Source organism: Branchiibius sp. NY16-3462-2 (assembly GCF_001594145.1).
Taxonomy (GTDB): Bacteria; Actinomycetota; Actinomycetes; order Actinomycetales; family Dermatophilaceae; genus Branchiibius.
Genome location: NZ_LVCF01000039.1, coordinates 1 through 23,778, shown reverse-complemented (window position 1 = coordinate 23,778; position 23,778 = coordinate 1). Strand labels below are relative to the sequence as shown.

General features: G+C 66.5%; 21 protein-coding genes. 17 read left to right on the top strand and 4 right to left on the bottom strand.

The features are described 5' to 3' along the window. Window positions 1–38: 38 nt before the first annotated feature. From AZH51_RS13245 to AZH51_RS13210, 8 genes are all read left to right on the top strand, one after another. Window positions 39–665, top strand: a complete 627-nt coding sequence (locus tag AZH51_RS13245; protein WP_291525053.1) for a hypothetical protein — start codon at window positions 39–41, stop codon at window positions 663–665. 42 nt (window positions 666–707) lie between these two features. Next, the gene (locus tag AZH51_RS13240; RefSeq protein WP_291525051.1) at window positions 708–1,817 is read left to right on the top strand and encodes a hypothetical protein; all 1,110 of its coding nucleotides are present in this window, start codon (window positions 708–710) and stop codon (window positions 1,815–1,817) included. A 153-nt stretch (window positions 1,818–1,970) separates the two neighbouring features. Next, window positions 1,971–4,601: an ATP-binding protein gene (locus AZH51_RS13235; RefSeq protein ID WP_291525049.1), complete on the top strand. Its 2,631-nt coding sequence runs from the start codon at window positions 1,971–1,973 to the stop codon at window positions 4,599–4,601. Between the two features lie 113 nt (window positions 4,602–4,714). Next, window positions 4,715–5,875 (top strand): hypothetical protein, encoded by a 1,161-nt coding sequence (locus AZH51_RS13230; protein ID WP_291525047.1) that lies wholly within the window; start codon window positions 4,715–4,717, stop codon window positions 5,873–5,875. Window positions 5,876–6,321: 446 nt separating this feature from the next. Continuing rightward, window positions 6,322–8,439, top strand: coding sequence for a lytic transglycosylase domain-containing protein (locus AZH51_RS13225; RefSeq protein ID WP_291525045.1), 2,118 nt, complete (start codon window positions 6,322–6,324; stop codon window positions 8,437–8,439). Between the two features lie 35 nt (window positions 8,440–8,474). Beyond that, the gene (locus AZH51_RS13220; protein ID WP_291525043.1) at window positions 8,475–9,062 is read left to right on the top strand and encodes a hypothetical protein; all 588 of its coding nucleotides are present in this window, start codon (window positions 8,475–8,477) and stop codon (window positions 9,060–9,062) included. Between the two features lie 55 nt (window positions 9,063–9,117). Continuing rightward, the gene (locus AZH51_RS13215; protein WP_291525041.1) at window positions 9,118–9,756 is read left to right on the top strand and encodes an LPXTG cell wall anchor domain-containing protein; all 639 of its coding nucleotides are present in this window, start codon (window positions 9,118–9,120) and stop codon (window positions 9,754–9,756) included. 3 nt (window positions 9,757–9,759) lie between these two features. Beyond that, entirely contained in the window at window positions 9,760–9,942 is a 183-nt protein-coding gene (locus AZH51_RS13210; protein WP_291525039.1) for a hypothetical protein, read from the top strand. Here the strand turns inward: AZH51_RS13210 and AZH51_RS13205 are convergent. Then, a complete protein-coding gene (locus tag AZH51_RS13205) occupies window positions 9,939–12,344 on the bottom strand; it encodes a helicase C-terminal domain-containing protein (protein ID WP_291525038.1) in 2,406 nt (801 codons plus the stop codon). The genes AZH51_RS13210 and AZH51_RS13205 overlap by 4 nt on opposite strands. Continuing rightward, the gene (locus AZH51_RS13200; RefSeq protein ID WP_291525036.1) at window positions 12,341–12,892 is read right to left on the bottom strand and encodes a hypothetical protein; all 552 of its coding nucleotides are present in this window, start codon (window positions 12,890–12,892) and stop codon (window positions 12,341–12,343) included. The genes AZH51_RS13205 and AZH51_RS13200 overlap by 4 nt, the downstream gene beginning before the upstream one ends. A gap of 54 nt (window positions 12,893–12,946) precedes the next feature. Between AZH51_RS13200 and AZH51_RS13195 the strand changes: the two genes are divergently transcribed. The 7 genes from AZH51_RS13195 (at window position 12,947) to AZH51_RS13165 (ending at window position 19,318) form a co-directional block, all read left to right on the top strand. Then, window positions 12,947–13,444, top strand: a complete 498-nt coding sequence (locus AZH51_RS13195; protein ID WP_291525034.1) for a hypothetical protein — start codon at window positions 12,947–12,949, stop codon at window positions 13,442–13,444. A 2-nt stretch (window positions 13,445–13,446) separates the two neighbouring features. Then, window positions 13,447–13,680 (top strand): hypothetical protein, encoded by a 234-nt coding sequence (locus AZH51_RS13190; RefSeq protein WP_291525033.1) that lies wholly within the window; start codon window positions 13,447–13,449, stop codon window positions 13,678–13,680. 112 nt (window positions 13,681–13,792) lie between these two features. After that, the gene (locus AZH51_RS13185) at window positions 13,793–15,085 is read left to right on the top strand and encodes an AAA family ATPase (protein ID WP_291525032.1); all 1,293 of its coding nucleotides are present in this window, start codon (window positions 13,793–13,795) and stop codon (window positions 15,083–15,085) included. A 5-nt stretch (window positions 15,086–15,090) separates the two neighbouring features. After that, the gene (locus AZH51_RS13180; protein ID WP_291525031.1) at window positions 15,091–15,309 is read left to right on the top strand and encodes a hypothetical protein; all 219 of its coding nucleotides are present in this window, start codon (window positions 15,091–15,093) and stop codon (window positions 15,307–15,309) included. Between the two features lie 134 nt (window positions 15,310–15,443). Then, window positions 15,444–16,529, top strand: a complete 1,086-nt coding sequence (locus AZH51_RS13175) for a hypothetical protein (RefSeq protein ID WP_291525029.1) — start codon at window positions 15,444–15,446, stop codon at window positions 16,527–16,529. 132 nt (window positions 16,530–16,661) lie between these two features. Continuing rightward, window positions 16,662–17,972, top strand: coding sequence for a VWA-like domain-containing protein (locus AZH51_RS13170; RefSeq protein ID WP_291525027.1), 1,311 nt, complete (start codon window positions 16,662–16,664; stop codon window positions 17,970–17,972). 194 nt (window positions 17,973–18,166) lie between these two features. Continuing rightward, complete coding sequence (locus AZH51_RS13165; protein ID WP_291525025.1) at window positions 18,167–19,318, top strand: hypothetical protein; 1,152 nt, start codon at window positions 18,167–18,169, stop codon at window positions 19,316–19,318. Window positions 19,319–19,382: 64 nt separating this feature from the next. Here AZH51_RS13165 and AZH51_RS13160 read toward each other — a convergent pair whose 3' ends face one another. Beyond that, the gene (locus AZH51_RS13160) at window positions 19,383–22,073 is read right to left on the bottom strand and encodes an ATP-dependent DNA helicase RecG (RefSeq protein ID WP_291525023.1); all 2,691 of its coding nucleotides are present in this window, start codon (window positions 22,071–22,073) and stop codon (window positions 19,383–19,385) included. An 85-nt stretch (window positions 22,074–22,158) separates the two neighbouring features. Between AZH51_RS13160 and AZH51_RS13155 the strand changes: the two genes are divergently transcribed. Beyond that, window positions 22,159–22,737 (top strand): hypothetical protein, encoded by a 579-nt coding sequence (locus tag AZH51_RS13155; protein WP_291525021.1) that lies wholly within the window; start codon window positions 22,159–22,161, stop codon window positions 22,735–22,737. Window positions 22,738–22,769: 32 nt separating this feature from the next. Next, window positions 22,770–23,162 carry a hypothetical protein gene (locus AZH51_RS13150; RefSeq protein WP_291525019.1) on the top strand — a complete coding sequence of 131 codons (393 nt, stop codon included), beginning with the start codon at window positions 22,770–22,772 and terminating at the stop codon, window positions 23,160–23,162. A gap of 169 nt (window positions 23,163–23,331) precedes the next feature. Here AZH51_RS13150 and AZH51_RS13145 read toward each other — a convergent pair. Beyond that, a partial coding sequence (locus tag AZH51_RS13145) for a transposase (RefSeq protein WP_291525017.1) occupies window positions 23,332–23,778 on the bottom strand: 447 nt, incomplete at its 5' end.

The following is a 23,778-nucleotide window of genomic DNA, read 5'->3' as shown; positions in this document are numbered from 1 at the left end:
CGACCCTGGCTTGTTCAATGTGGCCCATGTAGATCTACGTGAGCACCGACATCGACTTCGACACCCCTTTCCAGTCCGAGCAGCCCGTCGGCGACGACCCGCCTCCCTTGGAGCCTCTCGCTGAACCGCAGGACACCCCGGCAGCATCCAAGCCGCGCAAATCGAAGCGGGCCGCGCAGCGTCCGGCTGCGAGTGTCTCGGACGAGGCCAAAGCTGCGAAGGCTGCGGCCGAGCGTGACCGTCAGACCCGTAGGCGTCTGTTCGCCGTAATCGAGCGCCACCGCTCGATGTCGGAGCTCGACGACGACTCGTTGGAAGTTGCGGCCCGGTTGCTCGGCTGCAAAACCGACCCCGCCGAGGTTGCTGTGTTCAGCCTGACGTCCGCCCCGAACATCAAGGCCCTATCGTGCCTGGACTCGTTGCGCCCGTCCTCGACCGACCCCGAAGCGGTGATGGACGCGCTGGTTGAAGCGGTGGGTGTCGCAGAAGACAAGCCCCTGCTGCGCTCGGTGTGGGCGCTGCTGTCCAGTGTCGATTCCTCGTTGAGCTCCAAGGCCCCCACCGGCGACCCGATCCACGCCGGACGCGACCTGGCGAAGGCCGCCGGCGACGTCGACCCCGAAGGACTGGCGCGTCTGCACCGGATCGCCGCACTCATTTCCTGATCGTTCTACTTACCGACCACCACCTCCGAAGGGCTTGTCACCATGGCCACCAACCTGCTGAACCGCAAGAAAGGCCGCGACGACGCGGTCGGGTCTTCGATCCTGGACGGCGGCGACCTGTACCAGGTCGAGGAGTTCGTCCCGCGCACTGACTTGGACCTGCGTGAGAAGAACATCCGCAAGGCGAAGGTCATCAAGTGGCTGCTGGTCGTCTTGCTCTGCGCCGTGCCGTTGTCGTTGTTCGCCGGCTGCCAGGCGCAGATCTCCTCCTCCGACCTGTCGAAGAAGGTCACCGCAGCGCAGTCTGAAAGCGCAAGCCAGCAGGTGTCGTTGACGGTGTCCGACCCGGGCAAGTTCGCCGCGTACCAGTCGCTGCAGGCCTGGCTGGCGTCGGTGCCGAACCCGTTGCCCGGGGGGCAGATCGTGTCGTGGGACGGTTCGGTGAAGCCGGCTGACTTCACCACATCGAAGGTGTCCCGGATGACGGAGAACTTCACCGTTGTCGACGGCGCGGGCCGTGGGTACACCGCTGCGTTCCAGGTGGCGATCGACCCGCGCGGCGGCGCACAAACGGTCGCTGGCCCTTCGTTGGTGCCGGTGGTCTCCGCTGCCACGGATGGGTGGGCACAGGATCAGACGCCATGGCCGGGGATCCAGGCCAACACGCAGGTGTCGGACTCGGTCAGCGCCGCGGTCAACTCGTGGGCGAAGGCGTACACCTCTGGCGATCCCGACCAGTTGCGGCTGGCCGTTGGTGACACCAACGCCGCCGACTCCTACGTGCCGATGTCCGGGGTGGCTTCGGTGGAGACGCAGGCCACGGCGTCGACGACCACGAAGGAGGGCCTGGTGGTTCGTGCCCAGGTTGTTCTGCACTGGGCTGGCCGTTCGGCGAACACCTCGACGCAGCCGTTGGAGTTCGACCTGTTGGTACTGCGCGCCGACACCGCCGCGCCGCAGGTGGTCGCGTGGGGTGCTCCCGGTTCGGGGCTGACCGCCAAGCCGTACCAGAACGCCATCCAGGTGCCCGCCGACCTGGAGTCGACCCCCACCGCAGCCACGTCACCGTCCTCCAAGGCGTACGACACCGGCGGCGCATCCGCGCCGGCGCCGGCTCCCACGTCGGTGCCCACCTCGAAGGTGACCCGCTGATGCGCGGCGAGCTCGCCCCGCTGCCCCGGTCGTTGCCGATCGACCGGCTGTTGACGACGTCGCGCAACCAGCCGCCGGGCGGCCTACGGATCCGCCGCGTTGACCGGACCAGTTCCACCACGACACGCACGATCACCACGAGGCAGGTTCCACATGGCAACTAAGACGGCTCCGAAGCGGATGAACCTTCCCTTCACCGACACCGTGCCGGACTGGCCGACCGCTGTGAAGCAGATCTACAACTCCGGCTTGGTCATCTCGATCGACAACGACGTGTGGCTGTACCGGCGTTGCCCGATGGGGCCGGTCACCTCGGCTATCACCGAGGACGACGCCCTGCGCGTTGGGCAGCCGATCTTCGATGCGCTCGTGGAAATCGAGGGTCTGACGCGCACTGCGGTGAAGTCGCGACGGTTCTCCAAGAACAACTACCGCGAGTTCCACATGCTGCTGGTCAACGTGCCGCAACGGTACGTGCCGGACGACGACCAGCCGCTGAAGGGCTTTCTGTCACGGCAGTTTTCGGACGCGATCACCTACCGCCGGGAACTGTTGGTCGGGGTGAAGCTGCGCAACAGTGCGTTCCGCTCGGGCTGGCGGCAGTCGATCGAAGTCTTCTATGAGGCGCTGACGCTGCAGAACGTCGGCGTCCAGTTGCCGGAGTACGCGGCCGATTACCGCCGGGTCGATGCTGCTCTGACCCGAGCCGGACTGATGGTCGCCACTCGCGCCGAGATGCACCTGGCCGACTCGTGGTGGAACCTGGGCGCCAACCCGGACGTGCCCTACCTGGTGCACTCAGACCACCTGCACATGTTCACCTCCACCACCTCCATGACGGAAGCGGCGCGGCTGGAGAAGGCAGACGTCGACTGTCGTGAACCGGAATGGTCGGATCTGCACAACCATCACAGTCTCGGCTTCGTCGGGTTCGACACCTTCAACTACAACTGGCGAGATGTGAAGTCCCTGGAAACAAACTTCGTGGTCGAACTGGTCCGCCAGGGAGCGATGGCGGTCAGTTTCCGCGGCAAGGTTGAGCCGACGGCGATCACCCGCAACGAGTTGCGCACGGGCCGCCGCCGGATCCGCGCGGACATCACCGAAGCTCAGGCCCAGGGCGCGATGGACCGCCAGGAGCAGGAGGACAAGCAGGCCGCCATCGAGCAGATGGAGTCGCTCTACTCCTCCGCCACACTGCACTTGCCGACCGTCATCGACGCGAGCATCGTTGCAGCCCTGAACGGTTCGCTGGACGGCTCGTACGACGTGGCCGGGCTGACCCGCACCGTGAAGCTGTCCAACCTGGTCGAACGCCAGGAGAAGGCGCTAGCCGAGATGATGATGGGCTCCCAGGTGCGGTGTAACCCGCTGCTTCGTGACTTGCCCGCTACCGCAATGGCGTTCACGGGAGCCCCCGACTTGGCGGTGTGCGGTGACACCACCGGAGCACTGCTGGGGTTCACCGAGCACGACAAGCAGCCGGTCTACATCTCCAACGACGCCGCGTCCGTCGGCGACGCATTGCCGATCTTCCTGGTCGCCGGCGCCACCGGCTCGGGCAAGTCCCTGTCGATGCTGAACATGGCCTACCAGTGGGCTCAGGCCGGAGTGTCGCAGGTTGTCGTGGATCCGAAGTTGGGCTCAGACCACTCGGCGACAGTGTTGGCCGCTGGCGGTCAGGTGGCCACCTTGGACGACCTGACCAAGTCCGACGGCATCTTGGACCCTCTGCGGTTCACGCAGAACAAGCTGGCCGGTCTTGAAGTCGCAGGATCCATCCTCGTGCAGGTGGGCCCATGGGACAGGCCGGCGCGGCAGTTCGAGACGGAACTGATGGTCGCTCTCGCGTACGGGGTCCAGGAGGGTGCAACCTGTATCGGCCAGGCGTTGAAGCTCGCTCAGGACGCGGGCAAAGCGAGCGAGGAACTGGTCAAACCGGTGCTGGACCTGGCGAATGTCAGTCCGTTGTTCGGCGCGATCGTCGGTCGCGACCCGCAGACGAAGGGGTTGTCGGTCGCCGACGGAATCACGCTGATCATGGTCGGTAACACCAATCTGGAGTTGCCGCCGATGGGACAGGAGCCGTCGAGCATCCAGCAGCGCATCTCGGTGGCGCTGGTTCGGATGCTGGTGTTCGGCTCGGCCATGGCACTGACCGGCCGCCGCGGCGTTCTGCACTTCGACGAGGCGTGGATCGCGACGCTGGCGGGACCGGAAGAACTCAACCGACTGGGGCGTCTGGCTCGCTCGCAGGGTGTGTTGCCGGTGCTGTACACCCAGCGCGTCACCGACGTGGTGAAAATCGGCTTGGCCGGCTACATCAGCCGTGGGCTCATCATGCACCTGAAAGACGAGTCTGAGGCGCGCGCCGCATGCCAGTTGTTCAAGCTGGAGGAAACTCCCGAGCGCATCACTCGGATCACCACGTCGGAGCGTTCCGGCGGGTCGAGTGAGTCCAAGGAGGGCGCACTGAACTGGGGCAGCTTCAAGGCTCTGTTCAGGACTGACCCGCGTGACTCGACCAAACGGATCAACGTGCGCGGTTCCGTCGGCCTTCACGTCGATCTGCACGGTCGTGCCGTGCCTGTAGTGCAGGACCTGCCCCCTGAGTTCCTGGAAATGGTGTCGACCAACCCAGAAGACATCCGTCGCCGCACGGAGCGGATGGCTGCCCGGGAAGCGTCCCGCCAGGCAGCGCTGGAGCATCACGACCTGCTCGGGTTCGACAGCGAGGCTGACTCCGACGGCTTGGTCGTCGACGACGTGTTCAGTCTCTCCTAGTTCGGTGCGGGGGGGCATCTTCGTGGTGGTCGGGCCCCGCCGCACCATCGCTGTACGGCCGTCCCGCCACGTCTGGTCGCCGGCAGCATGAACATGCGTCGCACCGTGAAGTCATGGAGTTGGACGCTGCCGCGAGGAGTTTGTGCCTAACCACCCCTGTTGACCGTCTGGCGCTGCTTGATCTGGCGTTGCGCAGCGCAACGGTGTCGCGCCGAATCACCTCAGGTGCCCTGCGATGCTCGCTAGCCGCGCCTCATTCGGGTTGGGGTGTCGACGATTACGCCACCGAACTGAGGGATCGGCTCGCGCTGGCGCTGTCGACCGCGATCGTCGGCAGCGGGGGCAGACCGGCCAGGCTCGATGTTGCCGCGGTCGCTGCGGGTGGTTCGTTCGCGGCGTGGTTGGACCGGTTGACCACGAAGATCGTGCACGACTGGTCGGTGAACCTGATTCGGCGGCCTGTGCGTCGGACCATCCCGACAGACCCTGCTCTGCTGCCTGCGCCGACGCGCTCGTTGAACGCGGCTCCCGACGACCCCGACGAGGTGGTCCCGGAAGCGATCATCCGCGGGCTGGATCGCTCGTTCAGCTCACTGCGCGGAAGCGCCCGGATCCTACGACTGGCACAGGCGTTGGAACGCGGGTTGCAGTTGGCCCCGATGGCTCGCCCGGCATTCGACTCGGCGCAGCGCCGGGCGGCTTTCCTGGCGTGGCTGGAAGCGGACGGCTCCAAACCCGCCGTGCAGGCGGTGTTGCGGGCTTTGCTGCTGGGGCGTGACCCGGCCCACGCAGCGGCTGGTCTGCTGGACGACTCGGACCGGGACAACGTCGGGTTGGTGGAGTCGATGGTCTCCGAACACACCCGATCCCAACTGGATCACCTGCTCAGTCATCAGCACAACGTGTGCAAGACGCTGATGCAAGCTGCGGCCACCCCGACGCCGTTGCCGCGCCAGTCCACGATTGACGCGATGGTCGCTTTACTGAACCGCGCCGACCATCGAGCCGGTCCGCGCCTGTGCCGACGGTTGGTGACCACTTGGGCTCACGATCGCGCCGACCTGTCCGTTTCTCAGTGGCGCGATCCGAACGCACGCGAGAAGAATCAGCTCCAAGCGAGCCTGGACCGTATGGCGTATCAGAAGGCAGCGCAGCGTGTTTCGGAAGCGAGTGGGTGCATGCACGGGTGGACGCCGGAGCAGTTCTCCCGCCACCTACTGTCGCTCTTCGACCAGGTCGAATCGGCCGAACTCGTTGCGGCAGAGGCCGGTTAGCCTCGGATGTCTCGGCGAACCTGGTCCAGGATTTCGCAGGACACAGCCCACAAACGCCAGGCCAGTACACCAGCGCAGGACGCAGCGAACACGATGCACGCACCGCCGAACCACCAGTCGCTGGCGCTGGGCTGCCGCCCTGGCGGCAGGAAGCCCATCCCAACCCCATAAACCACCGCGCCGAACAGCCACAGCACGGTTGACGGCACAGCGTAGGGCCGCCGGTCGTCGCAGTGTCGGTGTTCGACGCTGCAGGAAACCTTCGAGCAGCAACGGTGTTCATCCACGATGCTCACGGTGCGACGCACGCTAGTCGACGGTGTGCTCTCTCCCCGGTGGCCGCTACCGGCACCCTGCGGTTTGACACCTGGCCCATGTAGGTAGGTGTGAGCGAACTTCCCGCACCGAAGCCGAAAGCTCCCTCGCCGGGGCCTGGCGGTTCCGGTGTGTCGTCCGTCGCTGGCGGGAAAACATTGACCGACCCCTCGAAGATTCTGAGCAAGGCGCGCGAGTCGATCAACTCGGCCCGTCAGGACACCGCCGGGTCAGCAGCTCCGAGTTCCAAAACTGGCGTCGCCGGATCGGTCAAGTCGGTCGCGGCTAGCGCTGCGCAGGGCGCAGCGGGCGGTGACACCGTCTCCAAGGCTCTCGGTGGCGGTGCGCAGGGCGCGATCTACTCCGGTGTGAAATCCGCGCTGTCGAAGGAGAACCGCGGCAACACGGCGAAGGTCGCTTTGCTGGCTGTCGCGCCGATGGCCGTGCCGTTCATCGTGGTGTTCGTGGCGTTGGCTATGGTCGTCACGATGCTGTCGGCGACGGCGTCGTCCTCATCCGGCTCCGCCATCTCCACCTCGATCAACGCCGCTAAGGGTGCCGGCGTGACCCAGGAGCAGTTCGCCCAGTACGTCGATCTGCAGTCGCAGACGAACGTGCCGTGGCAGATCTTGGCGGCCTTGTACCAGTCGCAATCCGCTGGGGGTGGCGCATGCGCGACGACCCCTTCACCGTCGTCAACCCCGACCTCATCGGCTAGCGCAACGGCGTCCACCTCATCGGTCAGTTCCACCACCGGTGCGACATGTGACGACTCGAAGTTCGTCTCTGCCTGGCAGGTTCCGACGGAGGGTTTGTCCTCGGCCCAAGTCGCTGACTTCAAGAAGAACACTCGCTCATCGACAGCCTGGGTCGCCCAGAATCTGCAATCCGCGATGTACGACGATCCGACACGTTCGGACTACATGACGTTGTCTGCCGGTTTACGGGTTGCTCCCGGCAGCGGAAGTAAACGCAGCATCGACTCTGACGACCCTGGCGCTCAGGCCACCGAGCAGGCATGGACGGGTGCCATCGCCAGTCTCCCACTAGGTGGCATGTCCCCCGCAAAGGCGCAGTCGGTGTTCCACACAGCATTGGCTTGGTACCTGGGCAATTCGGCACCGCCCGGGTGTGACGTGACGGCAGACACGGCGCAGAACGTCGGTAACCCGACCGCGACAAGCACCGGCACATCAAGTGCAACACCGAGCTCGACGGCCAGCACGTCGCCGACGGGCACGGGACTGACTGTGCCGCCGGTGGGTACGTGGCCGCGACGCAACTCGCTGACCAACCCTCCGCTGCCGATCCCAGCCGATTTCGCGGCACTCTACAAATCGGCCGCGGCCAAGTACGGGCTCCCTTGGTCCATCTTGGCCGGTATCGGAATGATCGAGACCGGCCACGGCAGCATCGTGTCGTCCAGCCCGACAGGTGCTGCTGGGCCGATGGCGTTCTTGCCTACCGCGTGGGCGGAGTACGGGGTCCTCGCCCCTGGTCACACCGGTAGCCCGAACCGCCTCGATCCCGCTGATGCCATCTACTCTGCCGGCAACCTCGTCAGCCAGTTGGTCAAACAGAAAGGCAGCATCGAGAACGCGTTGCTGCAGTATGGCGGCGGCGGCGCCGGGTGGTACGTGGGTGACGTCCTCTACTACGCCGGTCAGTACGACTCCGGCGCTGTCGGCACCGGCGGTGTGGACTCGTGCAACGGCGGCTCCTTCGGCATCGGAGAGGGCACCGAAGCGACTTGCGGCGACGGCAACTCCCGCGGCTTGCCCGATGGCGCGCTCGTGTACGCGGCGAACTGCTGGTACGGCGGGTTGGGCGTTCCGATCTACGCCAACGGCGGGTCGGTGCACGGCACCCACTGGCAGTGCACCGAACTTGTTCGTCGGTTCTGGAAGGCGAAAGGTTGGGCGCCGCAGAACTGGACCGGCGGCGTCGGGAAGACCTTGTGGAACTGGAGAACCCCTGCCGGGGCCATCTCCGAACCGCAGGGGGCGATCACTAAGTTGGCTGCCGGAGACATTCTGTCGATGGCCTGGGGCAGCACTTCGACCGGCCACGTTGGCATCGTGAACTTCATCAAGCAGACAGGACCGGGACAGTGGCGCGTACAGATGGCAAGCCAGAACACACCGCAGGCGATGTGGTACGGGACTTGGGATGGCAAGTCGGTGACGATGGACTTCAACGGCTTCCCAGTGACCGGTGTGATGCACCATCTCGCACAGGGCGAATCGTGATGTCTCGCAGAGTAGTTGGATCGTGCGCGGCCGCCGTGGCAGCCACTGCGTTGCTCGCGGCGTGCAGCGGTTCTGGCGAGCCCGCGGCCCGGACGACGTCGAACGCGACGGTGCCGTCGAGCGCCTCCAGCGTGGCGTCGCCTGCTGTCACAGCCACGGGCGCGACGCTTCCGTCCACGTCAGCTACCTCCTCGTCTCCCTCTGCCTCAACGTCGACCGCTGCGCCGTCGCAGACCGAGACCGAGACCGATCCCGACTACCCACCGCCGGAGAGCGCAAGTCAGGTACCCCCGCCGCCGCAGGCGACGACAGCGTTGGTATCCAAGTTCGTCACAGTGCTTGGACACACCGCTGGTGTTGGCCGCACGGCGTGGACGGACGCGCTGACTCCGTTGTGCTCGACGGAGTTCGGCAACCAGTTGGCCTTGGGCTCGCCCGATGAGATTCCTGACCAGACAGTCACCGGCGCGCCCCGGCTGGTCGGGACCAATCCGCTGTTGGATGCGGCGTTCTTCGTACCCACCAGCAAGGGCGGTTTCACCGTCTGGGTCGACTACAGCACTGCCCCGGGCAAAGTCACCGGTGCCCTACCCGGGGAGCACGCTCTGGACGACCGAACGTGACGGCTGGACCGGTAACTCGACCCTGGCTGAACAGATGTGGCCCATGTAGGGAGGTATGAGCATCTTGAACCCGATTCTGAACCGTGCCGGCGCGTCCGCCGGGCTGGCTCTGACTGCGGCAACGCTGCTAGCCGGAGCGACCGTTGCCCTGTCCCCGACTGCTTCGGCCGCGACGTTGGTCAACCCGACCGCGCCGTCGTTCACCGACTCGTGCGGCTCTACCAACGACACGTACACGATCCCGGTGACCGCCGGTGTCGACTACTACGACGCCGGAGTGAAGGTCAACGCGGGTATACGCAAGGTCGACCCGTCCAGCCCATTCGTGCAGATTTTCGCGGTCGCCCAACCGGGGTACGTCCTGAGTCAGTCGGCGTCCTGGAGCCACCTGTTCAACACTGGCAGCAAAGACAGTGACACCGGGTGCGTGGCGAAGACGACTGCCGTGCCGACCAACTCGATCCCGGCACTACCGACTGCCACCGGCACCACCAGCGCGCCGTCGCCCAGTAGCACGACGATGAAGACGCTGCCGCACACCGGGTTCGAGGCGGACAGCTACATGGCTGCCGCTGGTGTCACCGGTCTTGGTGCGCTGGCTCTTGGTGGTGCAGCGTTCGGGGTCGGTCGCCGCAAGAACAGCGGCCGACACAGTGTCGGCACGGTTGACGACCAGACGGTCGGTAAGGACTGAGTCATGGGCTTGTTCAGCCGCCGCGAGCAGATCTCGAAGGGAAGCCCCGTGGATCGCGATGTCTACTCCGCGCAAATCGAAGACCCCACTAGCGGTGAGATCACTCTGGTCACCGCCGCCTCAGAGGCTGAGCTCGACAGCAGAATCGACGAGGCGGTCGCGTCGGCGTACCCGGAGCCGGTCTAGTTCACCGCGGTCACGCGCGCCCCGGCGGCCCTGTGGGTGCCCAACCAGCCGGTCGCTTGGGTCAGCGTCGACAGTTTGTGCCCCATGTGCTCGACCGCTCCAATCAGCATTTTGCGGGTCGGCTCGGGGTAGCTGAACTTGTTGTTGCGCAGCAGGCGGGGGTCGAGGACCGCGATCATTCCGGTGTCGCTGCTGGAACGGTGCAACCGCCCGGCGGCTTGCGCCAGCAGTAGTCGGGCATCCGCGACGTACACCAACCGGTCAGCCGACCAGCGATCGAGCATGGCCCCGGCCCTGATCTGTTCGACTCGCGCGTCATCGACGGGGTTGCCGGCCGCGCGGGGCACGCGGTCGATGACGACCAGGGTGCACGTCTGGCCCGGTGCGTCGACACCGGTCATCAGCGACCGAGTGCCGATCATCACGCTGCGGTGGTCTGACCGCCACCGCTGCAGCAGGATCCGCACCGGCGGTCCGTCCCACTGGGACAGCACCTCGATATCGGATCCGCTGCGCCGCAGCGCTTTTCGCAGAGCGTCCGCGTAGAACTTGCCCGCTGTCGTGGTTGCCGCCAGGATCAGCGCGGAGCCGTCGTTGGCTTGCACCAACTCTGTCATCATCGCCGCCGCCCACGCCGGGTGAGACCCGGTGTCGAACCGGCCGAACGGTGACAGTGCGGCTTCGTCGCCCGGAGCGATCTGTGGGATGAACAACGCCGAGTTGCCGTGGCCCGCGCCGAACGGGCTCGGGTACTCCACCGGCTGCACCGTCATCCCGACGCTGGGGGCGAACCGTATCGGCAACGTGGCCGACATCATCGTCACGGAAAGCTCGTAGCGGCCATCCACTCCGACGCGGAGGTGGCCATCACCAATCTCCTGGTCGTCGAACGATTCCGGGTCGAAGTCGGCGGGGTCACCGTCGGCCGGCACGTCTGCGCTGAACAGGTTGTAGCGGATCATGGCGGCCACATCGACCGGGGAGGTCTTCAACGCCATCATCGGGTCGGTTTCCAACCAACGGGCCACACCCGGAACGTGGGTTCGCGCGTCGCCCACCTCGCTAGCCAGTGAACCGAGGTTCGCCAGCAGCCCGCGCACCTTGATCCCCGTTGCGTAGTCGGAGATCGTCGCCGGACTCGGCAGCGCTTTGCGTGCAGCGCCCACCCACGCCAGGATCGACTCGGCCACCCCGGACAGCGGGTCGTCGTTCTCCCCCAGCCTCGTCACGGCGCTCCTGTTCGATGCAGACCGGTGCTCGAACACAGCACTGGCCAACGCTACGTCGACCTGATCGGCGACGGCCCGACCGTCATCGACCACCGTGCCCGCGTCAACCAGCAGCTTGCCGACCCGACGCGCCAAACCACTGATCCGGCTGCCGGAGATAGTGACGGCACCGGTGTCGCGCACGATGTTCGCCAACGCATGGCACTCGTCCACCATCAAGTGATCGACCGGCCCGATCTTCTTGGAGCCGATCACGACCGGCGCACCCGTCGCAGCTTGAATGGCGAGCAGTTTGTGGTTGGTGACGATCACCGAGGCATCGGCGAGGTGCTCGCGTGCTTTCGTCGGGGCGCAGGCCGACCCGAACGGGCACTTGGCGGCACCTTCGCAGGCGTCGGTTGTGGTAGACACCAGCGGCCACACGTCCGGGGCAGTCTCAACGTGATGGACGTCCCTGTGTTCTAACGGTTCCGGGCCTTCGCCGCACGCGAACCGGAGTGCTTCGATCGCTGCCGGAGCGTCGTACTCGCGGCCATCAACCTCGACGAACGCCGCCTTGCCTCCCGGTGTGCGCCGCGGGATCGGTGTGCGCCCAGCCATCGCCGCCTGTCCGATTTTCGCGCCCACCTTGCCGGTACTGGACGCCGCCACGGAGGACAGCCGGGCCAGGCCGGGCAGCGCCCGGTCCAGGTCGTCCGGGCCGGTCGCTGAGAACCCCGTCAGGTCCGCCAGGGTCGCGGCAGTCCTTGCTCCGCATGAATAGTTACCCCAACCTTTCAGTACGGCCGTTTTCGGGGCCTGCGCCGCGTTCAGCCCGAGTACGTAAGCCACAGCGGTAGCCACTACTGGGGCGTCCTTGTCAACGATCTGTGCCTGGAGCGACAGAGACTCGGTCGAAATGACTGTGCGTTCACCGCGCACGGCAGCGATCAGCAACGCCGGCGCAAGACCCGACAACGACTTCCCTGACCCGGTCGGTGCCAGTGCCGCAACCTGTTTGGGACCGTGCATGGACACGTCCGTAGCGGCGAGCATTGAATCCAGGATTCGGTGCGCCAGGTCCGCCTGACCAGTTCGCGGCTTGTCGGCTGCACCACCTGTGATCCGGCGAACTGACGCGCACAGCACATCGTCGAGCAGGGCATGAAGCTCCTGCGGGGTTTGCGAACTCATCGCTGGCTGCGGCCGCCGTCGAGCGCGGCCCACTCGTCCTGGTCCTGGATGTAATCGGGCCAGGCCGCCTCGAACTGTGCCGCGAAGTCGTCTGCTGCCCGGCAGAGTTCGTTCGTGCAGCACCAGAACGGCATTCCGTGCCCGGCGAGTTGATGAGCCGCGACGAACGGATTGTCAGATTCTCTGGCCCCCGCGCAGGTGCCGCTGCTGCACAGCTCGACCGGACCGCCGGCGCAGTGCTGGACGTGCAACGTCCGGGCTTGATCAGCCGCCGACTCTGAACCGCGCACAGCCGCGGCCAAGGGGTCTTCGACGCTGCACACATCATCGGCGCACTGGTCCATCGGGCCTTCGTGCTCGGCGTCGTGGCGGTCATGCCACGCGCGAAGCAACGCAGGTGCCAACTCCGGGGCAACCCGGTGCGCTTCACCCAGCGCACGTTCACGCGGACATTCCAGGGCGGCGCGCCGAGTCGTCTCAGCGGCACCAGTCGTGAACGACTCGATGAAGCTGTCCAACAGGCTGGGCTGCGCCGTGAGGGTACTCATGCCCGTACGGTGCGACGTAGCGCCGCCGCGCCGTCGCGTCGCACCGTCGGGTGCATGGACATCCCGATCCCGTACACCTCAACCCCGGTCTCCCTGTACGACGGCGGGCTGACCGCGATGTTGCGGTGGATCGTCAAGACACCTGCCGCGATCCTGGTGGTGGCTCTGGTAGCGCTGTTCTTGTGGTGGGTGATCCGCCGGTGGTTACGTGCCGGGATCGCGCTGGTCGCGTCGTTGGTGGCGACCACGGCGTTGCTCGGCGGATTCCACGGACTGACCGGGCTGGCCGGGCCAGGAGTTGGGACACCGAACTTCCCATGGCAGCAGCACACCGCCACCGCTCGGGCCTACAGCGTCGACGACGACGCGCTGCAACTGCTGTTGTACCGGCAGGCTGTTGCCACGTACGGGCTGTCGATGGGCGCCGAGCAGTTCCGCCAGCACTGCACGTTCCGGCGCACCGGAACCTCCGGCACCGCACACGGTGACCCGGTGACCTTGCATGTCGACTTGTTCTGCAACGGCAAGCGGGTAGCCCCGCCAACCAAATAGGCATGGGTACATCAACGGCTGTTCAGGCTCGCGACACCGCGGGCCGTTTCGCCCCCACTCACCGCGACGAACCTGAGACGTCGCTGACCGGACCAAGCCAGACGGGGTCCGACTGGTCCCAGCCGGACCTGTGGGTTGGCACCGACGACGACGGTCACTACAGCGACGACAACTTCGACTTCGAGGCGAAGCTGGCTCCCTGGCCGGTCTCCAAAGCCTGCGACGCACCGTTCTAGCCGAGCATCAGCGGGCGGACGTCGAAGTCAGTTTCATGACGCGAGCGTGCTCGCGTGTGCGAAGCCTGGCACCGGACGATCGCGAAGCGGGCGGGCGTCGCACCGTAGGTGCATGACTCAGACAGCAGCCGTTCTCGGCCCCGGCTTGGACGACCTCGACGACCTGTTCGGTCGTTCGCCTGCCCGTGAGCAGCACTCCGACAGCGTCGAACCCGACAGCGCCGCAATCGAACCCGTTGCAGACCCCTATGCACCGATCGTGCTGACAGAGGGTTCGTTGGTGGCGCAGGTGCTGTACCAGGCGGCGGTCGGCACCCCGGCGATTGTGGTGGATTCTCCGCCCGGTGGCGGAAAGACGACGACGATCTGTCAGATCACCAACTACTTGGTGACCCGGCTGGGTCAGCGCGTCACCATCGGCGTTCCGCGCCGCAACCAAGCCCGCGACCTGGCCAAGCGTCTTGGTCAGTGCGTCGACCCGTCCACCATTCACCTGGCGTTGTCCAAAGAGGCACCGATGGACGGCTTCTCCAGCCACGCGCCGACCGCGAAGGTGGAGATCCGCACGTTGGCGTCGTTGAAGATGTCGAAGTCGTCGGGGCGGACGCTGATCGTGGATGAGGCGTACCAGACGACGACTGAGGAAGGTGCGGCCGCAGCAGCCAATTTCGAGCAGGTGATCGCGGTCGGCGACCCAGGCCAGATCGGCCCGGTCGTGCCAGTGGCGACGTACGCCTGGAAGTCCGCACCACACGCCCCGTTCGCGGCGACGCTACGCGCACGTTCAGACTCCTGGACTTCCAGCCTGCCGACGACCTACCGACTGGGTGCGGCGACCGCAGCAGCGATCAACCCGCTCTACCCGTTCCCGTTCGACTCTGGACGCCCCGACACCTACTTGCGCGCCGGTACCACGAGACTGCCGGAACTGGCTGGGGTGCAAACGGTTTCGGTTCCAACTAGCGCAACCGATCAGGGCCTACTGAGCGCCGCCATCGCGGCAGTGTGGCGACTGGTCGGCACCGAGCTGATGGGCGACCACGGCGTGCGGCCCATCGAGCACAGCGACATTGTGGTGTGTGCTGCGCTTCGGTCCCAGGTCACTGCGTTGCGAGCGATGCTGTTCGCGGGCGGACTCGGGCAGGTCGGGATCGGCACCGCTGATGAAATCCAGGGCGGTCAGTGGGCCGCTGTCGTTGCGGTGGACCCTCTGGCCGGTGGGCAGGCGTCGGCGCACCACGCCGACATGGGCCGGTTGTGCGTCATGGCGTCCCGTCACACCGCGCACCTTTCGTTCGTCCACGACGGCGCGTGGCGCACCGGCCCGATGGGCGAGTTGGCCCCCAAGCAGGTCCGAGCGCACCGCAACCTGCGCCGTGCCCTCACCAGCGAAACGCTGGCGTGACCGTCGTGGCGACCCAGATCAACGACGGCGTTATCGCAGTCCGCGGCGCGTTCTCGGTTCTGGCTCAGCGCTTGGCCGACGCCCGAGCGCAGCATGGCGACGTGCATGTCGCGGACTTGCGGATCGAACTCGTTGGCGACAACCGCAACCGCGTCGAGATGGCCGCTGCGATGTGCGTGCCCGCCGGCGGACCGACCGACGGTTGCCCGCTCTGCGGGAACTGACCGACACGGTCTAGTACAAGCGGCGCGCTTGGTCCCGTCCGCGTTTGCGATGGACGGCCGGACCAGCGTGGGGACGTCGCAATCGGTTCCGTCGGTTCGCGCGCAGCGCGGTCGGCCCGTCGCACCGTACGGGCATGACCAATTCGTATGTTCAGACTCAACGCGCGGCGTCGTCGACGGCGGTTGCCGCGGGCCGGTTACCCCTGCGTCGCACGGCTTTTGGCGGCTGCGCCCCGACCCTGTACGGGGCTGGCGCGATCCAGTGCGATGCGATCGTGCAGATCACGCCTCGCGGGGTGGAAGTGCTGGTGGGTGGCAAAGCGTTGCCGCAGGCGGCGCTCTCGTCACTGCTCGACTATCGGCTGGTGTTCCCGACGCCGACCGAGCGCGCGGCGCTGGTTGGCCTGTTGCAGCGCAACAACCTGCTCAACCTCGCACACGCGATCGAGGTCACCGGCAGCTTCCCCGCAACCGGTCGCCAGGTCGTGTTGACGAAGGCGTTGGAGCGGGCGTACTGGCTGCCAGACACGATGGATTCGACGTTGGCCACATGGACCACAATCATGCGGGTGCGTGAGAGCGACCCATCGCGCGTCGCTGCTTCGCTGGCCAGCATCGTGACCCCGAAGTGGCAGCACCGCACCGATGGCACCCTGACCGCGAAGGTGGGTTCGCTGCTGACGTCGATCGACAAGTTCGCGCTTCGCGCCGACGACCTGGCCTACGCCCGCACGAACCGCGCCGCCGCGCAGCAGTACCGCAAGTCGTGCTCGATCGCGACGCTGTGGAACGGCGCGCTGGCGATGGACGAATTGGCCCGTCAGGAAGCGATCGAATCCGGCGAAGTCGTGCGCACCGAGGTTACCGAGCGGTCCACGAAGGTCGTCACGGTGCCGCTGGGCGACCCCAACGACCCGTGCAAACTGCGGCCCGACACTTCCGTCCTGCTGTTCGCTCAACCGGGCGACCCGGTAGTCCGGGCAACGCTAGGGGCCATCACCTACGTCAACGGTCGCCTGTGCGGGGAACTGTCGTTCTCCTCGAAGGCGGGCCTGGCTGCGGCGATGCCGCAGGGACTGTTCCTGACCGCCGAGCCGAGAACATTTGACGGGGTGATCAACTCCGGTACCCGATGGTCCGGCCGCGCCGTCACCGACGGGGCTGCCGTCGAGTCGCTGAACGTCCCGCTGGAACTCGCCGTGGCCGGTGCACCCCGCTAACCGAGTCGGCCAGCGCGGGGCCTGCCGCAGCGGCCCGCGTCGCGATCGGTGTCGTCTGTTTGCGCGTAGCGCGGGCGGGCGAAACCTGTGCGATGCAGCAAGCACAGCGCCGCTGCGTCGCACCGTAACAGCATGACGACGACTCAGACCCCTTCCCAGGCGGACCGGGCGCGGTTTGCGCTGTGGCGTGACGCCGCGGCCGACAAGATGCCGTACCTGGCGCCGATCCTGTTTCGGTTCGTGCCGGTGCGCACAACGTCGATTGACTCTTTCGCCGTGGACAGTCGGCTGCGTTGCTACGTGAACTTCGATGCTGTGGCGGACTGGCCGCAGGAGCAGTTGGCCTTCGCTCTGCTGCACGAGTGCGGACACGTCTGGCAGGAGCACGACGCCCGCGCGAGGGCGATTGGTCTGTCCGACAACGACGCTCAGGCTCAGAGGGACTTCAACGCCGGGGGCGACGCGGCGATCAACGACGACCTGGAATCATTGGGTTTCGACTGCACGAACTTCATCACGCCGGCCACGCTGGGTGAGCCGGAACACTTGACCGCCGAGCACTACTACGGCGTGATCCGGGGCAAGCGTGCCGCGCGTCAGTCCCAGCAGGGCCAGCAGGGTCAGTCCGGCGGCGAGGGCCAGTCCGGCGATGGAAACGGTCAGCCGTTCCGTGGCTGCGGTTCGGCCTCCGGCGGGCAGTCCGCGCCGTGCGAACTGCCCGACGACGGCGGTGAGTTGGGCGAGGGCTACGGTGGCTCGTCGGGCGCTGACGTTGATGCTGCGCTGGACGCTGTGGCGCACGAAATCTCCGATGCGGTGCGCAAAGGCCGCGGTGACATCCCGGGAAGCATGATCACTGAAATGCAGCAGCGGCTTGCCCCACCGAAGGTGCCGTGGCAGCAGGTGTTGCGGTCGGCGGTGCGGCGCAACCTGGCCGTCGCGGGCCGCGGTCACCGGACGCCGACGCGGCGTAACCGTCGCCGTCACAACGCGACCCTGGGTGGCCGCAAGTTGATCCTGCCTGGCCAGGTGAAGCCGACTTTGGACGTGGTTTTTGTGCGGGACACGTCGGGGTCGATGAGCGTGGCTGAGTTGAACGCGATCGGTAACGAAGTTGAGGGCGTGTCCAAAGCCGCTGGTATCAAAGGTAACCGGCTCCAAGTGATCGACGTTGACTCTGTCGCGTACGAGCCGCGCCCGTACGCCGGGCTCGACACACTGAACGCCGTGCAGGGCCGGGGTGGCACCGACATGGGTGCAGGTCTGGTCCGTGCAGCGCAGATGAAGCCGCTGCCGTCGCTGGTGATCGTCGGCACCGACGGTGGCACCTACTGGCCGTCGGAGGCTCCCCCGTTCCCGGTGATCATCGCGATCACCGGCACCCAAGCGGACGGTGGGATGCCGACCCCGGAATGGGCACAGGTCGTCTACGTCGACTTCTGAGCTATCTGCCGCCGGAGCCGAGTCTCCGGCGGCGGTGCGGGCCGATGCAAGGCATCGCCGCCCGCACGTGGTGACCTCGATCTGGTGGTTGCCCGACGGACCCGCTCTCGCGGGGCCACCCGTCGGCCAACGGCGAGCACGTCCTCGGCGCTCTCGGCGTCGAGGACAGACAGCGCGCGTCGCACCGTAAGCGCATGACTACTACGAAGCGAACCTCGTTCCCCGGCACCGTGACCATGCGCGTGACTGCCGCCGCGATCAAGGGCGGTTGCCCGATCGTGTTCTCGTCCAACCCTGGCCAAACGAAGTCGGCAACCTTATCGAACTGGCTGTCCGCGTGGGGCCATCACTTGGAGGTCGTCAGCGGCGGCAACCGGGAGCCTTCGGACTTCCTGGGCTTACCGGTCGAGACCGTCGAAGGCTTCACGGGTTACGCCGCGCTCGGCTGGGCGATGCGACTGGTCAAGGCGGGCGAGTCCGGCAAGGGTCCGGGGCTGTTCCTGGACGAGTTGAACCACGCCTCGGAGGACACCATGAAGGCGATGCACCGGGTGCTGGAGGAAAGGTGGGTGGGCGACACCCCGTTGCCTGCCAACACCGCGATCATCGCGGCGATCAACCCTCCGAGTGTCGCGACCGGCGCGGTGGAATTGCCTGCGGCAGTGGCGAACCGGATGCTGCACCTGGAATGGGTCACCGACTTCGACTCCTGGGCGAACGGTTTGGTGGCCGGGTTCACCGACATGCCGGTGCCCTCGATGGACGAGTTGGCCCCCGGTGGCGACGTCCCGAGCCGGTTGTTCTGGTCCACGCAGGTCGCTTCGTTCCTGCGTCAGGTTCCCTCGATGCGCGATGCGACCCCTGACGATGTGTCGGCGTGCTCGGGTCCGTGGCCGAGCCTGCGGTCGTGGACTAAGACGGTCGACGTCCTAGCGAACCTGCACCCCGACGACGCGGACGCTATCGCGGCGACAGTCAAGGGCCTGGTCGGTGATGCGGCGCACCGGCAGTTCCGCGAGTTCCTGCGGACGAACCGCCTGCTCGATCCGCGGGCCGCGCTGGCCAACCCGGCCAGCGTCGACTGGGCCCGGATCGAGCCGGACGTCGTGTGGGCGCTGGGTCAGTCGGTCCTGGCGTTGTCGCAGGACGACGCCACCGGGGCGACCTGGTCCAAGGCTCTGGCCCTGGCCTTGGCTGGCTCGCAGGCCGGGTTCCCCGACAAGACGTGGACTTTCGCCCGCAAGCTGCTGACGAACATCCCCGAGGGCAGAAAGATCCCTGCCGCGGTACGTGACGAGTTCGCTGACCGTCTGGCGGAGATTGGTCTACTGCGCCGGGCTGCCTGACCCTACCAAGCCGACACCGCCCACCCCGCGCGAGAGCCAAGCCGGGGTGGGCGGTGTCTTTTGCTCAGCGAGTTCCGAGCCAGTCGATCCCGTCTTGGCCGATCACGTCTTCGATTTCGGCCCGCAACGTGGGGTGCCGGCGCAGTTGAGGGTCGGATTCGATCAGCCCTTGCGCGTCGGCGCGGGACCATTCGATGAGGTCGGTGTCGGTCAGTAGGTCGGCCACTTTCAGGTCGCCCGCCTTGCCGGACTGTTTGGTGCCCGTGAGTGATCCGGCCCCACGAATGGCCAGGTCGCGGCGTGCGAGCTCGAACCCGTCTGTGGAGTCGACGAGTGCCTGCAAACGGGACTGTGACGAATCGGCCAGCGTCGAGGCGGGTTTGGACGGGACCAACCAGCACTTACCAGCGTGCTGTCCGCGCCCCACCCGGCCGCGCAACTGGTGCAACTGGGTGATGCCAAAGTGTTCGGCGCCGGTCACCACCATCACGGTCGCGTTCGGGATATTGACACCGACCTCGATGACGCTGGTCGCCACGAGCACATCCAACGTGCCAGCGCGCATCGCGTCCATCACCGCGGAGCGCTCCGCCGGCGTCTGCTTGCCGTGCGCGACCCCGATCCGGCGGCCCGGCAGCAACGTCGACACTTCTGCCGCCATCACATCGGCACCCTTGGCCGACTTGGCTTCGGAGTCGGCGATGCTCGGAGTCACCACGAACACCTGGCGGCCATCGTTCAACGCCTGGGTCACGCTGGCCCACACCGCAGATCCGGCGTTGGTCAACTGGTCAGGGTCGACGCAGTGCGTCACGATCGGTGAGCGGCCCGGAGGTAGTTCGTCCAGCACCGACACGTCCAGGTCGCCGAAAGCCGTGATCAGCGCGGTGCGCGGCACAGGCGTTGCCGTCATCACCAGCAGGTCAGGGATAGCTCCCCCGGTTGCTTTGTCCGTCAACGCCTTTCGCTGCTCCACTCCGAACCGATGCTGCTCATCGACCACCACGAGCCCGAGCCGGTGGAACTGCACTTGCTCGGCCAGCAACGAACTGGTGCCGACGACGATGTCTACGGACCCGTCGGCCAACCCGGCCAGTACCTGTTTGCGGGCTCGGCCAGTGATCTTGTTCGTCAACAGTTCAACCCGCACCGGGCGTGTGACGCCGTCGCTGTCTGTTAGTTCGATACCGTCAGCGAGCTCGGCGAAGTCTCGATGGTGCTGTGCCGCAAGGGCTTCCGTGGGTGCCATCAGTGCGGCGCTGGATCCGGCATCGACCGCGTGAAGCATCGCCAGGAGGCTGACCAAGGTCTTGCCCGAGCCGACCTCTCCTTGCAGCAGCCGGTTCATCGGGTGTGGCGCGCTTAGGTCGGCGGCGATCTCCGAGACCGAGCGTTGCTGCGCGCCGGTCAATGAGTACGGCAGCACGCCAAGCACTTTCGCCCACAACTCGCCCCGTGCGACATGCGCGATACCCGCGGATGCACCCAACGCTCGATGAGACCCGGCCAGTGCTAGTTGCCAGCGCAGCAGTTCGTCGTACGCGATTCTGCGACGGGCAGACTGGGCGTGCCTCATGGTCGCCGGCAAGTGCAGGTCGACCAGGGCCGTGTGCCGGTCAGGCAGGCCACGGGCCAGCGTCATGTTGCGCGGTACCGGGTCCGTCGTGGGCGGCAACCGTTGCGCGGCCTCCTTCGCTGCCCGTCGCACGCTCCAAGTGGTGACCCCATGCTTGCCGGATGCCGGGTACACCCCAATGACGGCGTTGGTCATGTCAGACCCGTCACCGTCGATGCGGTCACAGATAGGGTTTCGCACTTGCAGGGCGCAATAGCCCGACTGGCTGACCCACTCCCCCAGCACGCCGGAGACCAGCAGGCGGTCCCCCACTCGGAACTTCTTGGCGATCCAGGCCGCGTTGAACCACGTCAGGCTCACTTGCTGCTTGTGGGCCGAGCCGGTGTCGCGGACTTTCACGATCGAGGCTCCGCTGCTTCCTCGTGGCGGCGTCTTCACGGAGACAACCTCACCGACGAACGCGACCTGTTCTCCGACGCTGCAACGATCGACCGGTTGGGGGTTGGAGCGGTCCAGGTAACCGCGGGGCACCGTGTGGAGGAGGTCGTACGCGGACACAATCCCCATTCCGGCGAGCCCGGCGACCGTGGTCGGGTCGACGGCGTCCAGGTCGGACATCGACACCCCGTGCAGCGCAGCGACGGTTCCGTCTGTGTCGAAAGGCACCGGGGCGGCCCCTACGCTGCGGTGAGGCTGCGGCTGTCGCAACGCTGCCGCAGGAGTTGGCGCCGCCACCGGGCGGTACCACCATGTCCACTTCTCCAGCACGGCGCGCAGCGCAGCGTCCATCCCGCCATCGGGTAGCAGCATCTCGAACCGACCCTGCGCGGCGTCCCAGATGGCGCCGGGCAGGGCCGCGCCGACGTCGGCCACCGGCATCAGGCGCGGGTAGATCTCGACGACCTGACCAGACACGACAACCAAGGGCAATTCCAGGTCGCCGACTTCGGCTTGCTCACCAGCTTCGTCGACGACGATCAACCCGGCCTGCTCGAACGCGGCGTCCAGTCGTTGTCCGCGGTCCAAGCAGAATCGCCCGTCGTCGGTAAGTGTCGCTCCCAGCGTCAGCGCCCAAGGCCGCAGTCGCTCAGGGATGGACTCCAGCACAATCCGCGGCGACTGCGTGGTGCCGGTGACGATTGCCAGCGGAGCGTTGTCGGGGACGATCGGGTAGTTCACCAAGAGACGGTGCGACGCAGCGTCGTAAGCAGCTTCGGCTATGCGATGGGCCGAGCGCAGCGAAGAGCCGTCGCACCGTAGCGGCATGAGCAATCTTTCCGACCAGAGCGTTGACCTGATCGACGCCATTGAGACTGTCCCGTTCAAGACCGGCCGCGTCGTCGTGGCAATCGCCGAAGGCGACCTGGATCTGGCTACCCGGCTAATCGAGGGCGGCGTTCCCGCGTCCGGACTGGACGAGTTCGATGCGCTGCTGATCGCGTCCCGTTTCGACTTCGCCACGGGTACGGCGGTCGCTGCCGTGCTGCACGGCGACGAGACAACCGCGCTGCTGGGAGTCGCGTTGATGCGGAAGGTTGGTTCTGCCCCGGCGAAGCCTGCTGCCAAGCCGAAGGCCGCGCGCAAGCCGCGCGCCACCAAGACCGAGCAGCCCGTTGTTGAGCTTGCTGAAACCGAACCCGCTGCGGTGGGCACCGCACCAGCGCCCCAGCCGAACCCGGTGGATGCCTTCCTGTCGACCGAACCTGACCCGGAGCCGGAGGTTATGCCTGACGAGCTCGAGCCCGTCGCCGAGCCGGTTGTTCAGCCCGAGCCTGCGTTCGAGCAGGAACCAGCGCTCGTCGGCGCGATGCCGGTCCCGGACTTCGACCTGGACAACTTCTAAACCGCCCGGTCGGCGCGTCGCACCGTTCGCCCATGTCCGAAGCCACCAAGCCGATCTGGTTCACCGCCCCCGAGGTGAACCAGTCCGCTACCCCGTTGCCGGAGCACGTTCGCTCGATGCTGCACGGCATCGGGTTGGGTATCTCGGTGCTGGCGGCAGCGAAGGTGACGTGCTGGGCCGACCTGGACGGGGTGCTGCCAGAGCCGTTGCGGCTGACGGACACCCAGATGTCGCTGGTCAACGCCAACACCCATGTCCTGGGTCTTCTGCGTCCCAAGTCGAAGGTGGCGATCTGCCCGGTGTGCGGACGCTGGCAGATGTACTCCAGCACGGCACCGAGCCGCTGCAACATGTCGCTGCACTGCAACGGCAAGCCGGTGCAGGCCAAGCCGTTCCGTCGCGCCGAGGTGCCACCGGAGGACTAGCCTCGATCTTTCATCGGGCGGACGTGTGCCGTCGTTGACGGCGTGATCGCCGGTTCTGGTGTCGATTCTGCCTGATGGGTGTGACAAGTCCCCGCGATGTCGTTCGCGGTGGGCGCCGGTTTCCACGTGGCCGGTAGTCGTGCGGGGTCGTCGGGACGGGTGCCGGTGGTCACCCCGGCGCGGTCGCTGCCGGCGCGGTCGCTGCCGGCGCGGGGTCGTGTAGTCGTTTCCAGGCAGTGATTACGAGGTCGGCGTTTGCTGCGGTTTCCTTGATGTGCAACAGGATTCGGCGACTGTGCCGGGCGATAGCGGCCGGGATCGTGAAGACCCGTAACCGTAGTTTCTTTTCCCAGCGGCGTGCCTCGTGCTCGGCGTCGAACCCGATCAGCTGGGTCCAGGCGATCAGGTCGGCCGCGAGCATCACGATGGCGCACCAAATCTGGTTGGCGGTGAACCCTTTCAGCGGCAAGTTCCGCAGCCCGGTGTCCTTCGCGATCCGGATCCGGTCCTCACACCGCGCCCGCCGCCGGTGCCGCAACTCCAGGTTCGCCAGTTGCCCGCGGGTGGTGTTGGTCGCGAACGCGGTCAACCGGTACCCGTCGACGTCGTCGAACCG